The sequence below is a fragment of the Streptomyces sp. NPDC048481 genome (assembly GCF_043200075.1).
In the GTDB taxonomy this organism is placed as follows: Bacteria; Actinomycetota; Actinomycetes; order Streptomycetales; family Streptomycetaceae; genus Streptomyces.
In genome coordinates, this window is record NZ_JBICXC010000014.1 from 120,309 (window position 1) to 135,378 (window position 15,070).

The 15,070-nt window shown below is 74.8% G+C and carries 11 protein-coding genes; all 11 read right to left on the bottom strand.

Annotated features, from left to right (window positions below; translation table 11 throughout):
* Positions 1–94: 94 nt before the first annotated feature.
* The 11 genes from ACGFSH_RS31570 to ACGFSH_RS31620 all read right to left on the bottom strand — a co-directional run bounded on the left by ACGFSH_RS31570 (position 95) and on the right by ACGFSH_RS31620 (position 15,030).
* Positions 95–766, bottom strand: coding sequence for a M15 family metallopeptidase (locus ACGFSH_RS31570; RefSeq protein ID WP_393354490.1), 672 nt, complete (start codon positions 764–766; stop codon positions 95–97).
* A gap of 344 nt (positions 767–1,110) precedes the next feature.
* On the bottom strand, positions 1,111–4,236 hold the full coding sequence (locus ACGFSH_RS31575) for a BTAD domain-containing putative transcriptional regulator (RefSeq protein ID WP_393354492.1): 3,126 nt from the start codon (positions 4,234–4,236) through the stop codon (positions 1,111–1,113).
* 627 nt (positions 4,237–4,863) lie between these two features.
* Positions 4,864–6,282 carry a DEAD/DEAH box helicase gene (locus tag ACGFSH_RS31580; RefSeq protein WP_393354494.1) on the bottom strand — a complete coding sequence of 473 codons (1,419 nt, stop codon included), beginning with the start codon at positions 6,280–6,282 and terminating at the stop codon, positions 4,864–4,866.
* Between the two features lie 158 nt (positions 6,283–6,440).
* The gene (locus ACGFSH_RS31585) at positions 6,441–7,355 is read right to left on the bottom strand and encodes an AAA family ATPase (RefSeq protein ID WP_393354496.1); all 915 of its coding nucleotides are present in this window, start codon (positions 7,353–7,355) and stop codon (positions 6,441–6,443) included.
* A gap of 2 nt (positions 7,356–7,357) precedes the next feature.
* Positions 7,358–8,566, bottom strand: a complete 1,209-nt coding sequence (locus ACGFSH_RS31590; RefSeq protein WP_393354498.1) for an RNA ligase — start codon at positions 8,564–8,566, stop codon at positions 7,358–7,360.
* Positions 8,567–8,703: 137 nt separating this feature from the next.
* On the bottom strand, positions 8,704–9,525 hold the full coding sequence (locus tag ACGFSH_RS31595) for an NAD(P)H-binding protein (protein WP_393354500.1): 822 nt from the start codon (positions 9,523–9,525) through the stop codon (positions 8,704–8,706).
* A gap of 252 nt (positions 9,526–9,777) precedes the next feature.
* A complete protein-coding gene (locus tag ACGFSH_RS31600; RefSeq protein WP_393354502.1) occupies positions 9,778–10,761 on the bottom strand; it encodes a hypothetical protein in 984 nt (327 codons plus the stop codon).
* Positions 10,762–11,014: 253 nt separating this feature from the next.
* Positions 11,015–12,133: a DUF3533 domain-containing protein gene (locus tag ACGFSH_RS31605; protein WP_393354504.1), complete on the bottom strand. Its 1,119-nt coding sequence runs from the start codon at positions 12,131–12,133 to the stop codon at positions 11,015–11,017.
* Positions 12,134–12,327: 194 nt separating this feature from the next.
* Positions 12,328–12,606: a GlsB/YeaQ/YmgE family stress response membrane protein gene (locus ACGFSH_RS31610; RefSeq protein WP_329406309.1), complete on the bottom strand. Its 279-nt coding sequence runs from the start codon at positions 12,604–12,606 to the stop codon at positions 12,328–12,330.
* Between the two features lie 135 nt (positions 12,607–12,741).
* Entirely contained in the window at positions 12,742–13,779 is a 1,038-nt protein-coding gene (locus ACGFSH_RS31615) for an AI-2E family transporter (RefSeq protein WP_393354506.1), read from the bottom strand.
* A gap of 258 nt (positions 13,780–14,037) precedes the next feature.
* Complete coding sequence (locus tag ACGFSH_RS31620) at positions 14,038–15,030, bottom strand: ArsR/SmtB family transcription factor (RefSeq protein WP_393354508.1); 993 nt, start codon at positions 15,028–15,030, stop codon at positions 14,038–14,040.
* Between the last annotated feature and the right edge of the window lie 40 nt (positions 15,031–15,070).

Below are 15,070 nucleotides of genomic sequence, written 5' to 3' on the forward strand. Positions count from 1 at the left end.
CCGCGCGCGGTGGCGGCGGACAGGACGCGTTGCTGATCTCCACTTCTTCTCCCCGTCGTTCAGATGTGTCGGTGCCGCACCGTGCCCGCGGTGGTCAGGCCGTCGGGCGGGGCGGGGCGGCCGGTCCGTAGCGGGCGGCCGGGGCGTCGGCGAGCAGTGCCCAGTACCGGTCGCCGTAGGACCAGTGCCACCATTCGGTGGGGTAGTTGACGAACCCGGACGACGTCAGCGCCCGGGCCATCAGCGACCGGTTGGCACGCGCCTCGGCGGTGATGCCGGGCGCTGCGGTGCGACAGGCTCCCGCGCTCTCCTCCGGGGTCGCGTTGACCTCCGTGCCCAGCGGCAGTTCACGGCCGTCCCGGTCGCACAGCGTCAGGTCGACCGCTCCGCCGCTGACGTGCGGTGCGACCTCCGGAGGGGAAATGTAGGCGCTCGCCAGCTCCCGTATCCGCTCGTCCGACGCGCCGGAATGCGCCCGGCGCATCGTCGCCGCGTACTGCTCGAAGTAGCGCCGCTGGAGCTCCGGCGGCCGGTATCCCTCGACCACCAGGAACCGCACCCCGGCCGGCAGCAGCCGCTGGGCCCGCACTAGCCGCCGCAGCACGCCCGACCGCAGATGGGCGTAACTGCCCTGGTCGTCGGCCTGGCGGCGGTCGAGCCGCAGGCCGGCGCCGGCGCTGCCGCGCAGGTCGACGAGCGGCTCACCGCACTCGTCCTGGGCGACCCCGGCGACCCGCGGGTCCGAGAGCGTGATGATGTCTGTCACGGGAGAAGAGTCCCGCGGGCCGCTGCAAATGCTCTGCAGGTTGCCTGCAAGCAGCCGGCCAGGCCTTTTGCAGCGCGACCGGGCCGCCGGCCGGACGGTACCGTGCCCAGCCCCGACCCGGCGGCCCCACCCCGGCCCACGCAGCCGACCGGCGCCCCCGACGCCTCGGCCGACGCATGCCGTTCGCCTCGGTGCGCGTCACCGGATCGTTCCCGCGTCGCGTTTCGGCCCGCTCACGCCGTTCGCCTCGGACTGCGTCACCGGAACGTTCACCCGCCTCGCCACCAACCCGCTCACGCCGTTCGCCCCGGCCCCCCGTCGCCGGATCGCCCACGCGCCGCGCCTCAGTCCGCGTCGGGGGTCCGTTCGCGTGCTTCGCGGCAGTCCAGCTCGCGGAAGACCGTGAGCGCCTCGGCCCGTGCGGCCCGCGCCCGGTCCTCGTCGCCGTCCGCCTCCCACACCCGCGCCAGGTCCCAGGCCGTGCGCGCCCGCCACAGCGGCAGCCGCAGCGCCTCCCAGCCCGCGAGCGCCCGCTCCAACGGCTCCCGGGCGCGCTCGGGTTCACCCGCCGCCAGGTGCCGTTCCCCCAAGGTGCGCAGCACCAGCGCCTCGCCGAACCGGTCCTGCCGCTCGCGCGCCACGTCCAGGCACCGGCCCAGCCGGTCCGCCGCCTCCGCCAGCCGGCCCTGCCGCAGTTCCACCTTGGCCAGCGACTGCTCCGCGTACATCACACCGAACGTGTCGCGCAGCCCGGTGAAGATCGCCAGCGCGTCGTGCAGCAGCCGTTCGGCCTGCTCCAGTTCGCCCTCCGCCCGGTGGCACAGGGCGAGCGAGCGCAGGGTGAGCGCCTCGCCGTGCCGGTCCGCCTGCGCGCGGTACAGCTCCAGCGCCCGGGTCAGCGCCTCCCGGGCCCGGGGGCCGTGGCCCTGCTCCCGGTACACGTACCCGATGCCGTACAGCACGCGGGCCCGTGCGCCGCGCTCCGCGTCCGGGCCGTACCGGTGGAGGGCCGCGTCGAGCAGTTCGAGCGCCTCGGTGTACCGGGCCTGCTCGCGCCGGGCCGTGCCCATCCCCGCCAGCGCCACCGCGGCCCCCTGCGCCGGTCCGCCGCGCTCCTCGAACAACCGCAGCGCTTCACTGAACCGGGCGTACGAGTCCTCGAACTCGTCCTGCTCGTAGCAGAGTTGTCCCAGCCCGTTGAGCAGCCAGGCCTCGCCCTCGCCGTCCTCGCTGCGGCGCACCGCCGCGATGGCCGCGGCGTGCGAGCGCGACCAGGCGTCGAACTGGTTGTAGAGCGCGGCCGAACTGGCGATCAGCGCCCCGGCCAGGTCCCGGGCGGGCCGGTCCAGTCGGTGGCCGGCGCAGTACTCCACCGCCGCCAGCAGCGAGGCCTGTTCGGCGGCGAACCAGGCCGCGGGCCGCTCCAGCAGCGACTCCTCGGCCTCCGGGCCCAGGGGGTGCACGGTCGCGGGCCGCGGGAAGTACCTGACGGCGCCGCCCGGTCCGCGCGCCGCCGCCTTCCTGGCGAGCCCCAGCCAGCAGCCCACGAGCCGCAGCACGGCCGCCTCGCGCTGCTCGGCGCTCTCCTCGGACAGGCAGCGCTCGCGGGCGTGTTCGCGGGCCAGGTCGTGGATGCGGTAGCGGTTGCGGCCCGTGTCGTCCACGCCGATGACGTCGATGAAGTGGCAGTCCACGAGCCGCTCCACCGCCTCCTCGGCGTCCTCGGTGCCGATGTCCAGCAGGGGAGCGGCTATCCAGCCCGCGAAGTCGGGCAGGTCCAGCAGGGCGAGACGGCGCAGGGCCCGGCGCTCCTGCGGGTCGAGGTCGGCGTAGCCCAGCTCCAGGCTGGTGCGCAACTCCAGGTCCCCGGCGCGCAGTTCGTTGAGCCGGCGCCGTTCGTCGCGCAGCCGCCCGGCCAGCTGCGCCGGCGCCCAGTGCGGGCGGGCGGCCAGCCGGGCACCGGCGATGCGCACGGCCAGCGGCAGCCGCCCGCACAGCGCGACGATCTCGGCCGCCCGCTCCGGTTGCGCGCCGGTCCGCTCCCGGCCCGCGACCTGCCGCAGGAGTTCCAGCGACTCCTCGTCGTCCGGCACGGTCAGGTCCAGGTGGGCCGCGCCCTCCAGGGCCACCAGGCGGCGGCGGCTGGTCACGAGCACCGCCGAGCCGGGGCCCGGCGGCAGCAGCGGTCGCACGTGCGCCTCGCCGGCAGCGTTGTCGAGGATCAGCAGGATGCGCCGGTGCCCGACCTGCGTGCGGTACAGGCCCGTCAGCTCCTCGATGGAGCCGGGCAGCGTCTTGGGGTCGGCGCCCATGGCCCGCAGCAGTCGGGTGAGGGCGTCGGCCGGCTGGAGCGGAGCGGCGTCGGCGGCCCGGAGGTCTATGAACAGCCGCCCGTCGGGGAAGAGTTCGGCGGTGCGGTGGCCCACGTGCACGGCCAGCGCGGTCTTGCCGGTGCCGGAGCGTCCGGAGATCACGCCGATCGGCGGCGCGGTGCGCTCGGCGTCGTCGACACCGCGCAACAGCGCCTCCGCCCACCGGATCTGGCCCGTACGGCCGACGAAGTCGGCGATGTCGGGCGGGAGATGGGAGGGCGCGGGGGCGGGTGCGGAAGCGCCCGGACGCACGGTCCGCCCGGGCGCCGGGGCCTCGTCGCCCGCCTCCCGCGCCCGCGGGGGCCCGGCGGGCCGCGGGACGGAGGGCGGGCCGGCGTCCGCGCCCAGCAGGGCGGTGTCGTTGGTCAGCACCGCCTTGTGCAGGGCCCGCAGCTCCGGGCCGGCGTCGATGCCCAGTTCGTCGCGCAGGGCCTCGCGGCCCTCCTGGTACGTGCGCAGCGCGTCGGAGACGCGGCCCGTGCGGAACAGCGCCGTCATCAACTGGCCGCGCGGCCCCTCCCGCAGGGGGTGGGCGGCGACGTGCGCGAGAAGCGGTGCGATCGTCCGGTCCGCCCGCCCGAGTTGCAACTGAAGGCCGAACGATTCCTCCTGCGCGACCAGGCGCAGTTCCGCCAGCCGTGCCGCCTCGATCCTCGCGAACGACTGGCCGAGGCCTTCGAGGGCCTCCTGCCCGCGCCACAGGCCCAGCGCGGAGGCCAGCAGCTCGGCGGCCTCCTCCGGGCGGCCGCCCGCGGCCGACGCCCGGCCCGCGGTGAGGAGCCGCTCGAACCGGCGGGCGTCCACCTGGGACGGGGCGAGTTCGGCGAGATAGCCGGGCGGCCTGGTCCGGATCGTGTCGGCCGCGCCGACGCGGGCCAGCGCACGGCGCACGGCGGAGACATGGGTGGCGACCAGGGCGGCGGCGGTCGCGGGAGCCTGCTCGTCCCAGACGAAGTCCACGAGCCGCTCGGTGGAGAGCACCTGACCGAGGTGGACGACGAGCGCGGACAGCACGGCCAGTGGCCGGATCCCGCCGAGCGGGGCCCGCCGTTCCCCCGCCCACACCTCGACCGGACCGAGTAGACGAACCTCGTGCATGAGTCCCCGATCGCTGTACCGTTCCCGCATCGCGGAGCGCGCCAACGATATCGGCGGGCGTCGGGGGCAGGACGCCGGCCACGGGGCCGGCTGGCCGGATCCGGCCGGTGCGACGAGTCGGACACACCCGCGCGTGGGCCGGGCGTCGGGTCGGACACGGCGGCCCGCGCGTTCTCGCGCGAGGCGGCACTTGGCCGGATCGGGGCGGTCCGAGTCGGGGGGCTCGTCCGAGAGACGGCCCGCGCGCGACGTTCGTATGAGTCCGACGACCCGGTAAAACCGTTCGGTTCCGGCGTCATACGAACGCACCGTCCAAGGCGTCAACGGCTCGAAAGCACCCCCGTCCGCTCTGCAACGCCGATGGGAACAGCCACGGTCGCTACCCCCGGCAACGACCCCGAGTCGGGTGACGCCCTCGGCCGGGACCGCTAAACCAACGGCGCGTTCATGGACAACACCATCGAGTCGCACGCCTGGGTGACGGCGAGCGCCTGCGCGCCGGGCTCCTTCATCAGCCGACCCGTGTGCGGGGAGCGCCCGCGGGCCTCGCACCGGCGGGCCGCCGCCCGCGGCCGCACGGGGGAGCGGCGTACGGGGGGAGTACGGGCAGGACCGACGGTCCGGTGCTCAGCGGCTCTTGCGCACCCGCGCCGCGGCCCGGGCCTCCGCCGCCTTGCGGGCCTCCGCGGCCTTGCGGGACTCCTTGGCGGGGCGGCCCGGACGGGTGCCGAGGCCGCGGAAGGGGGCGTTGCCGCCGACAGCCTTCACCCCGGACGGCGGCCGCTTCGCCCCGGTGATGGCGGTCAGCTTCTCCTCGCCGGAGCGCACCTGCGTGACCGTGGGCCGGATCCCGGCCTCGGACATCATCCGGTTCACGTCGCGCCGCTGGCCGGGGGTGACGAGGGTGACCACCCGCCCGGACTCGCCGGCGCGCGCCGTGCGCCCGCCGCGGTGCAGATAGTCCTTGGCGTCGGCCGGCGGGTCGACGTTGACGACGAGGTCGAGCGCCTCGATGTGGATGCCCCGCGCCGCGACGTTCGTGGCCACCAGCACCGTGATCTCCCCCTCCTTGAACCGGGCGAGGGTGTGCGTGCGCTGCGGCTGCGACTTCCCGCTGTGCAGGGCGGCGGCGCGGACGCCGGCCGCCCGCAGCTGGCGGGTGAACTGGTCCACGCCGGCCTTGGTGTCCAGGAACATCAGCACCCTGCCGTCGCGCGCGGCGATCTCGGTGGCGGTGGCGTACTTGTCGGCGGCGTGGACGTTCAGGACGTGGTGGTCCATCGTGGCGACCGAGCCCGCGATCCGGTCGACCGACACGACCACCGGGTCGTGCAGGTGCTCGTGCACCAGTCGGTCGACGTTGCGGTCGAGCGTCGCGGAGAACAGCAGCCGCTGCCCGTCGGCCGGAATCTGCTCGAGCAGCTCCGAGACCTGCGGCAGGAAACCCAGGTCGCACATCTGGTCCGCCTCGTCCAGGACCGTGATCCGCACCTGGTTCAGCAGGCAGTCGCGGCGCGAGACCAGGTCGGTCAGCCGCCCCGGGGTGGCGATGAGCACCTCGACGCCGGCCCGCAGCTCGGCCTGCTGCCGGTTGATGGACAGACCGCCGACCACCGTCGCCGTCCGTACCTTCAGCGTCTGCGCGTACGGCGCCAGCGCCTCGCCGACCTGCTGGGCGAGCTCCCGGGTCGGCACCAGGACCACCGCGAGGGGCCGCTTGGCCTCCGCGCGCAGGCCGGCCGTCCGCACGAGCAGCGCCAGACCGAAGGCGAGCGTCTTGCCCGAGCCGGTCCGCGCCCGCCCCAGGACGTCACGGCCGGCCAGCGCGTTGGGCAGGGTCGCCGCCTGGACGGGGAAGGGCTCCGTCACCCCCAGGCCGGTCATCGTCTCCACCAGCGCCGCGGGCAGCCCGAGCGTGTCGAAGGACGCGGCGGGCGGCAGGCCGGGTGACACCGCGTCCGGCGTGGACGGATCGTCGTCCCGGGCCGTCGTCCGCCGGACCCGGCCGGTCTGCGGGAGTCCGGGTTCCGGCAGCTGCGCGTTCATGGGGAGCCTTTCTGGTCTGACGCCCGGAACACGCCGGGGCCCGTACCCCTCGGTACGGGCCCCGGCGGTGTCGAAGCGTGCCCCCAGTTTACCAGCGGCCGGCGCGCGGCCGGCCGACGAGCGGCGGCCCCTGCGCCCGCCGCGCCGGCCCGGGCCCGTCAGAAGTTGCCGTAGTTGACCTGCCAGGTCGGCAGGCCCATCCGGCGCCACACGGCGACGACGCGGTCGCGGTCGTCGAGGGAGACGCGCACGGCGAAGCGATGGCGCACATGCCGGTCGAAGAGCTCGGCCTTCACCACGTCGTCGCGGCGGCCGTCGCCGGCGGCGCGCATCCACAGCTCGTCGTAGGGGACGTCGTGCGCCGCCAGCCACGCCTCCGTGCGGCCGCGGTGCTCCTCACCGCGACCCGAGAGCAGCACCACGACGTCGCCGTCCGCGGAGCGGAAGGAGCGCAGCGCCCGGCGCACGGACTCGTTGAGCAGGTCCTCCTCGCAGCGGGTGAAGTCGAACGGGCCCCGGGCGCCCCGCAGGGCGAGCGTGCCGTCGATGTCGCACATGACGGCCGACGGGAGCGCCGGATCGGGCGTGTACGGCTCGACGGCGGGCTCGTCGTTGAACCACTCCGCGGTGAGCCGCCAGCCGCCCCGCCGGGACGCGGCGTGCTTGTCGGCGAGGATGCGGATGATCTCCTCGCCGACCGGGCGCTCCCGTTCGGCGTCACGCCGGATGCACTCCTCCACGGGGACGTCGGTGAAGTCGTGCACGACGAAGGTGGCCTGTCCCGCCACCGCCGCCTTCAGCCGCTTCGGGATGTGCGGCGTCATGTGCGTGTTGTCGACCACGACGTCGAACCCGCCGTCGACGGCCGCCCGGACCGCCGCGTCCTGGATCGCCAGCACGGTCTGCTCGTGCGCGTACGAGCGGCCTTGCCCGGCGGCGGGGACGTCGAGCATCGCCCGCAGGTCGTCGAGGTTGACGCGGCGCAGCCGCCCCCCGGCCTCGGCCTGCATCCTGCGCGCCTCGGTCGTCTTCCCCGAGGCCGGCAGGCCGGTCATGACGTGTACTACGGGCACTTTCAGTTCTCCTCGTCGGTCTGGAACGGGTCGGACGCCTCCGGCCGCACCGAACGGTAGGTCACCAGTTCGGTCGGGCGTCCGTCCAGGCGCAGGAACATGGCGGGACGCAGGGCCGGATCGGGCAGCGCCCGCACGGCGCGCGCGAACGCCCCCCGGTCGCCGGCGAACGGCGCCAGGGACCGGAACGCGTCGTCGATCGCCCGTTCCCGGTCCGCCACCTGCTTCTCGATGCCCGCGACGACGGCGCGCACCCACGCGTCGAACTCGTCGGGCACCTGCTCCAGCAGCGCGTCCAGGGGCCGCCCCCCGGACGCTTCGATGTCGTCGGCCGAGCAGCCGAGCGCCTGGGCCACCTGCCTGGCGGGCAGGCCGGAGAACCGCTGCACGCCGTGACCGCGCCAGACGTCCCGCTCGCTCACACCGGTGAGGACCTTGTGCAGCCGGACGTACTCCGCCAGCTTCGCCTTGGCGCGCACTCCCGAGGCGAACCGCAGCACGAAGCCCTCGGCCTCGGTGCCGGTGGCGGCGCGGCCACCGGGCAGCCGGTTGGACTCGGCCAGCGCCAGCAGTTCCGCCAGCGGCATGGCGGGCCACACCGTGACGACCGACCCGATGCCCCGCCAGTGCGGCGCGGCGTCGGCCAGGGCGACTTCCGCGCCGTCCCCGGCGAACGCCGCCAGCAGCACCAGATCACGACGCTCGCCGTAGTCGACGACGATCCGGTTCTGCGGGTACACGATCTCGGCCAGGTAGGTCACGCCGGGCACGAGGGCGGAGGTGTCCTTGCCGTCGAGCAGCCGCTGCGCCCAGGCGGCCTGCGTGCTGACGAACGATCCCTTGGACGCGACGCGCCACCGGCCGGCGTAGTGGAAGACCACGGCCAGGCTGCCGTCGACCTTGTCGTACACCTCGAACGGCTCGTCGGGCAGACCGGGCGCGTAGGGCCGGCCGGCCTCGTGCTCACCGACGTTGAAGAACTTCGGCAGCGGCAGCGCGACGATCTCGCCGGTGGCGTCGTCGGCCACCAGACCGCGGCAACGGGTGGTCACCCGGTTCCACACCTGCTCGTACTGGCACGTCCGCGTGTACGTGTAGATGGACAGCGGCAGTTCCGGGTGCGTCCTGCGCGTGACGTGCCCCGCGTCGAGCGCCGCCGCCAACTCCTGCCGCGGCAGCAGCTCGTGAAGAGTCAGGTGGTCCTGGCTCATGGTGTTCCTCCCCTTGCCGGTCCCTGATTCTCACCTGCGAGGACAGGGCGAGGACAGTGAATTTCCGTCCGGAGCCGGGGGAGAGGCGCAGGTCACGGCGGTGTTCCGCCCGAAGACCGGACGGGCGCGGGGACCGGTCAGGGGCGGGCGAGGACCGCGGCGACCGCCTCGTCCAGGGTCGCGGGCGGCCGGCCGAGGACGTTGCGGAGGTCGTCGGTCTGCCGCTCCAGGGCGCCGGCCCGCACCTGGTCCTCCAGCCATCCCTGAGCCCCGGGTGCGCGGCCGGCCCGCTCCCGCCGGACGACGGGCCCGCCGCGGACCCTGCTGAGGGCCCGGGCCAGTTCGTGGTGGTTCCACAGGCTTCCGGTGAAGTCGTAGGAGCGGCCCAGGTGTCCGTCACCGGTGAGGACGCGGGCCGCGGCCTCGGCGAGATCGCCGCGCAGCGCGGTGTTGAGACCGCGCCCCGCGGTGCCGTCGGTCAGTTCGCCCGCGTCGACGGCTGCGTGCAGCCCGGGGTGGACGAAGGCCTCGGTGTAGAACGGGTGGCGCAGCACCGTGCAGGGCAGCCCGCAGGTGCTCAGGGCGCGCTCGGTGGCGTGGTGGGCCGCGGTGAGCCCCTCGGCCTGTGTGTCGGCGCCCAGGAAACTGGTGTAGACGACCGAGCCGACTCCGGCGGCCACGGCCGCGTCGAGGGCCGCCAGGTGCTGGGCGGTCCGGCGGGCGGTGTCCAGCTCGGGGGAGGAGATCAGCAGCAGCCGGTCGGCTCCCGCGAACGCGGTGCGCAGGGTCGCGGGATCGTCGTAGTCGCCGTGGCGGACGTCCACCTGGCGAGCGGCCAGATCCGCGGCCCCGTCGGGACGTCGTACGGCGGCCACGACCCGGACGGCCGGACTCCCTTCCAGCAGCCGGTCGACGACCAGCCTGCCGAAGGCTCCCGAAGCGGCCGACACCACGATCATCCACGACTCCCTCGCCGGTGACGCGCTCACCGCCCGGACGGCGGCCCGGGCCGCTCGGCCCGGACGTCGGCCTCACCCTCGGGGAACGGCGAACGGCACGTCAAAGTCTTTTCCGCGGCGCCGCGACCCGCACGGCAGCGGCTGCGGACGCGCGCGCTCGGGATCTCGGGCCGCCCCAACTGTGCGCGAAGAGGCATCACTTGGACCTGTCCGAGTCGGCAGAGCGGTCGCCCCCCGTCGCCCCCGGTCGTCTCAGGCGGACGGGTCGAGGTCGTTGGCCTGGTCGCTCGTGGCCGGCGCGGTGGCCCGCCACTGCGCGGGTGTCAGGAGCCGGGTCCGTGCGGCCAGGCGGCGCAGGGCGGCGACGGCCGCGTCGTCCAGCGTCGCCCCGCTGTAGCCGACGTACGCCACCACGCCGGGCGTCGGCTCCCAGACCAGCGCGCCGTTGCCGCCGACGCCCGAGGCGACGACCGCGGGCCTGCCGTGCACCGTCCCCGCCGTGCGCACGGGGGCGGCGTACAGCCCGTCCTCGAGGCCGCCGCACCGGGCGACGCCGGTGAAGGTGAGGCCCCCCGACAGCGCTTCGGACTCGCCGGTCGCCTTCGAGCTGTAGCGGGCTTCGAGCAGTCGGCCGGGGCGGGAGGGCCCCCGGGAGACGACGGTGAGCCCCGGCGGCGGGTCGACGGCGGGGCGGCCCGAGGCCACGCCGGTCGCCGCGGCGACCGCGATCAGGTCGGTGCGCGGCAGGTCCCCGCGCACACGTGCGTACGAGCCCGCGACCGGCCAGGTGATCTCGTGCTCGCGGGCCCGCCCCGAGGCGTCGCCGACCCGGACGGGACGTCCGCCCGCCGGGGCGGGCACGGGGAAGGTGACCACCGCGCCGTTGCGCCCCAGCGAACCGCCGGCGCGTCGCACGACCACGGTCCACGGTCCGGCGAGCGCGGTCCGGTCATGCCTGATCAGGGTCGCGTCCTTGGGCAGCGGCATCCCCGTGATCACCAGTCCGGGGGTCTGCCCGGCCGCGACGGCGGCGTCGGGGCCGTCCGGGAACGGGCTCCCGGCCGGCGACGCCGGCGCCGGACTCCGGGGCACCGCGCCGCCGTCGTCGGAGCCGCCCACGGCCACGACGCCCGCCACGAGCGCCGCGGCGAGCGCCGACGCCGAGGCGGCGACGACGAGCCGCCTCGGTGGTCTCCAGGGCGGCCGGCCGGGGCCGCCGCTCAGCACATCCCCCATGCGGACAGTCTGTCCCACCGGGCCGCCCGCCACGACCCCCCTGCACCGGCCCCGACTCGGAACCTCGGCATTGCCGTTCGGCCGAACTCCACTGCGGGCGGAGCGGCTTCAGCGGGCGACGACGGCGGACGGCAGCTCGGCGCGCCGAGCTGCCGACGCCCGGACGGGACGGTCGCCGCGTCCGCCGTACCGCGCCGAGAGCCGTCGCGCCCCCGCCGGGGAAGAGGAAGCGGCAGGAGGGGCCGTCAGCCCGTCAGCCCGTCGGCCGGGCCTCCGGCGGCGTGCCGGTCTGGGTGGCGGGGCCGGTCTCGGCGGCGGGGCCGTTCTCCGCGACGGGGGCGGGCCCGCCACGGCGCTCGTTGCGCCAGGACGCCGCCCAGGCGAGCAGCGTGCCGCCCACCGCGTAGGCGCCGAGCACCCAGAGCGCGGGCGTGACGGCGTGAGCGGAGAAGTAGACCGTGTTGCGGACCAGGGTCGTCCCGGCCCCCGGCGGGAGGAGCTGCCCGATGGCGCTCCAGAACGAGGGGAGCAGCGGCGCCGGATAGACGCCGCCCGAACTCGGGTTGCCGAGCACCACGAACAGCAGGATGACCAGGCCGGTGCCCAGCAGGCCCAGCAGGGTCTGCAACGCGAGCGCGGTCGCCGCCGAGGCGAGGACGACCAGGGCGCCGATGCCGCTCAGGGCCCAGAAGTGGCCGTCGAGCGCGTCGAAGACCGGTCCCACGACGGCCGCTCCGGCGATTCCGGAGACGAGCGCGTACAGCGCGAGGACGCCCAGGCGGATCAGGGTGCGCTGACGGTTGGCGGGACGGGACCCGGCGGCCATGCCCATGATCGTCGCGGTCAGGTAGCCGCCGATCACCCAGCCCAGCACGAGGTAGAAGGAGGTCATGCCGCGTCCGTCGCCCGGGTCGGGGGGCCGGATGTCGGTGACGCCGATCCGCCGCTTCTGCGCGGTCTCGATCTTCTGGGCGATCTGGGTGGCGGTCTGCGACACGGACGGCCCGCCCGCCGAGGCGACCAGGAGGGTGTCCTCGGCGCCGCTCGCGTCGAAGAGGAACGCGGCGTCCGCCTTCCTCGTGAGGACCCACTGCCGGGCCGTCGCCGCGTCCGGCGCGGCCGTCGCGTCGACCGGATCGCCGGCCAGGCCGTCGAGCTGGGCGACGATCTTCGCGGACGCCTGCTGGGGAGCGACGACCGCGACGGGTATCCGGTGGGGGGTGGGGGAGTGGAAGGCGCCGACGTAGGACACGACGAAGGCGAGCTGCACGAGCAGGCCCCCGAGCACGAGCCCGAAGGCCCGCAGCGTGACCGCGTCCTTGAACTCGGCCGCGAAACCTGGCGACTTGGCGCTGCTCTCGACTGAAGACACGTCCGGAGAAGGGCTGGAGGGTGCGTTCACGGGGCGAATGATCGCACAGACAGGTGAATCAGACCCTCCGCTTCGCCTGCTGCCCGCCCGGCGCGCAGGTCCGTGCACGGCGGCGGCTCCCGCCCTGCGAGCAGGGGGGAGCCGTCCGGATGACCGACTGCGTGCGACGTCAGTGCGTCACGCGTGGCGGTGCGTCACGCGTGGCGGTGCGAGTGCCGGTTGCCCGTGACGAGGCGGTAGATGGCGAGCAGGATGAAGGATCCGACGATCGCGGCGATCCACGTCGAGATGTCGAAGAAGCCGTCGATGGAGTCGACGCCGAATATCACCTTGCCGAGCCAGCCGCCGAGGAGACCGCCCGCGATGCCGATGAGCATGGTGACGATGATGCCGCCGGGGTCCTTGCCCGGCATCAAGGCCTTGGCGATGGCGCCGGCGAGCAGGCCGATGAGGATCCACGCGATGATGCCCATGATTGCGTCTCCGCTTCGTCTTGTAAGAACGGTGTTAGCTCCCGTGTGCACCGTCCGCGCCCTTGCAAACGTCTCTTTTGTTGAGTCCTTGACCGGAGGGCGGAAATTCTTCGCACGGGGCGAGACGGACGGCGGTCACCGGGGGGCGTCGGCGGGAGCGCGCAACGCCTGGCGGACGGACCAGACCACGGCCACCAGCGGCACGGCGACGACGGCGCCGATGACCCCGGCCGCGACCGCCCCGCCGACGACGGCCAGCGCGACCACCACCGGGTGCAGCCGCACCGCCCAGCTCATCACGAGAGGGTGCAGCAGATGGCCCTCGATCTGGCCGATGACCACGATCAGGAGCACGACCAGCAGGGCGATGAAGACCCCCTTCGACGCCAGGGCGACCACGGTCGCGACGGCCAGGGCGATCGGCGAGCCGATCAGGGGGACGAACGCGGCGAGGAACTCCAGCAGCGCCAACGGCACGGCGAGCGGCACCCCGAGGGCGAACAGCGCGACGCCCACGAGGACGGCGTTGGTCGCGGCGACGAGCAGGATGCCGTGCGTGTACCCGGTGAAGGTCCGCCAGGCGGCCTGTCCGGCCGCCATGAAGTGCCGGCGCCCCCCGGCGGGGAGCTGGTCGCACAGCCACCGCCACTGCCGGTCCCCGGAGTGCGTGAAGAAGACCGAGCAGAACACGGCCAGGGCGAGCACGGTCAGCACCTCCACCAGCCGGCTCGCACCGCTGAGCGCCGTGCTGAAGAGGGCGGACCGGTGGCTGGACAGGAGGTCGCCGATCCGGGACCGCAGATCGTCGAAGGCGTGCGAGGGGAGCTGGAAGGGAGGCGCTTCGAGCTGACGCTCGATCCGGTCGACGCCTGTCACGAACTCCCGCTGAAGCCCGCTGCGCTGGCCCGCGGCGGACTCGCCCACCAGGGTCAGCACGCCGAGGATCAGGAGGACGCACCCGACGAGCGCCGCGGCCACCGCGAGCGGGCGGGGCACGAACCGGGCGAGCAGACCGGCGACGGGGCGCAGCACCGCGGTGATGACCAGACCGAGGAACACGGCGACGGCGATCTGGTGGAACTCCCCGAGCACGGAGAACACGGCGCGGGCGACGACGCCGACGGCGATGAGCCGCCAGGAGTACGCGGCCGCCGTGCGCAGCAGCCCCGGCACACGCGGATCCTGGCCGCTTCGGCGTCCGGGCGGCGAGGCGGGCTGATCCGGGGGTGTGGACACCCCATGCCCGTACCACCAGCCCGCCCGCCGATCGCGGCCTCGGCCCGGAGTTCCCCCGAAGGCGCTACCGGCCGGGCGAACGGGGACGGAGGCGAGGGGCGGGCCCGGCCCGACACGGGCCGGGCCGGGCCCGCCCGCCGGGTGGACCGGCGGACCCCGCCCCCTGGCATCGCCCTCGGCGTTCGCCCCCGGACGTCAGTGGGTGAGCACGTCGAGAAGGTCGCTGCCGCGCTGTGTGCGGCGGACCATGACGTGCTGGCCCTGCCGGCGGCGGTGGATGAGACCCGCGTCCTCGAGCCGGGAGCAGTGGTGGGACAGCGTCGCGGGCGCGTAGCCCAGGGCGGACGAGAGGCTTCCCATGTGCGTGCTCGCGCCGGTCGCCCGGAGGATGGCGGCCCTCGCGTCGCCCAGGAGAAGCTGCGCGGGATCCTGACGGCTCGTCCGGTGCTCCGGCCGGCGCCCGGCCCAGAGGGCGTCGAGGCCGGGCAGCGGATAGCCCACCCAGACGCTGTCGGGCCGGTCGAACGCGAACAGCGAGGCGTCGCTGCCGGAGGCCACGGGCACCAGCAGCAGCCGCCGTCCGACGAGGTCGAAGTCCTCGGGGTGGTCGTCCGGGAGCCGGAGCACCGTGCCGTCCAGGCGGTAGCGCGGGCTGAGCGAGGACAGCGCCAGTTCGGGACGGCCGCACACCAGGGAGCCGCCCACCCGCTCCGCCTCACGGTCCAGCGTCCTGCCCGCCGCCGTCCACACCGGCCGCACGGTCTTCCACGCGCACCGCATCACCTGGGCGTAGGCGTCCAGCCACCGCTTCGGGCGCTCGATCACGTGACGCCACTGCGGGGGGACGTCACCGCCGAAGTCGGCTTCCAGATCCGCCAGCAGCATGTCACTGGACACGTCGTGCAACTGCTCGAGATGGCGGGCCGCTCCCTCGTGGGACATGGTGCCCGTCGGCGTCAGGCAGTCCGGGATCGCCGGGTGTTCGGGAGCGAAGAGCGGGCGGAGCGTGGCATGGGCATGCGCCGGTGTGTCGGCGAGGACGGCTCTGCGCGCCGAGTGCGGGACGGCGTGCCGTCGCCGCCCGAACGCGTCCGCGACGAGCGAGAGCAGGCTCGCTCCCGGATGCGGCACGACCTGGACGCGGAGATCGGAAGGATTTCCCAGCTGAAGCTTCGAATAGGTGGTCATTTCTGTCCCCCGGTTCTCGCCGCGCATCCCCGTCGAGCGC